The following is a 262-nucleotide window of genomic DNA, read 5'->3' as shown; positions in this document are numbered from 1 at the left end:
AAGCGGGCAACAAGACTCCAACGTCACTGCCGACAAGCTCGTCAGGTTGGTAGCCAAAAACGTTCTGCGTAGCACGATTGCAAGACTGAATCAGCCCTGTCCGATCGATCCTGATGACAGGGTTGACGGCTGTATCGAGAATGGTCTGTGTCAGTGCCAGGCTGTCGGCCAAGCGCTCCTCTACCTGCTTGCGCAGGCTGATATCGATAGCGATACCCAGGTATCCACTCAACCTGCCATCGGCATTGTGCATGCCGGTGAC

Annotated in this window: 1 protein-coding gene; it reads right to left on the bottom strand. The window is 55.7% G+C overall.

Translation table 11 applies throughout. From position 1 onward, the window contains the following. Positions 1-262, bottom strand: a 262-nt coding sequence (locus SB719_RS20880) for a PAS domain-containing protein (RefSeq protein WP_412159851.1), incomplete at both ends; no start/stop codon positions are given.

It is taken from the genome of Pantoea sp. SIMBA_079 (genome assembly GCF_046940275.1).
GTDB classification, from domain to species: Bacteria; Pseudomonadota; Gammaproteobacteria; order Enterobacterales; family Enterobacteriaceae; genus Pantoea; species Pantoea borealis.
The sequence above is the reverse complement of the archived record's forward strand: the minus strand, read 5'-3'. Positions and strand labels throughout refer to the sequence as shown.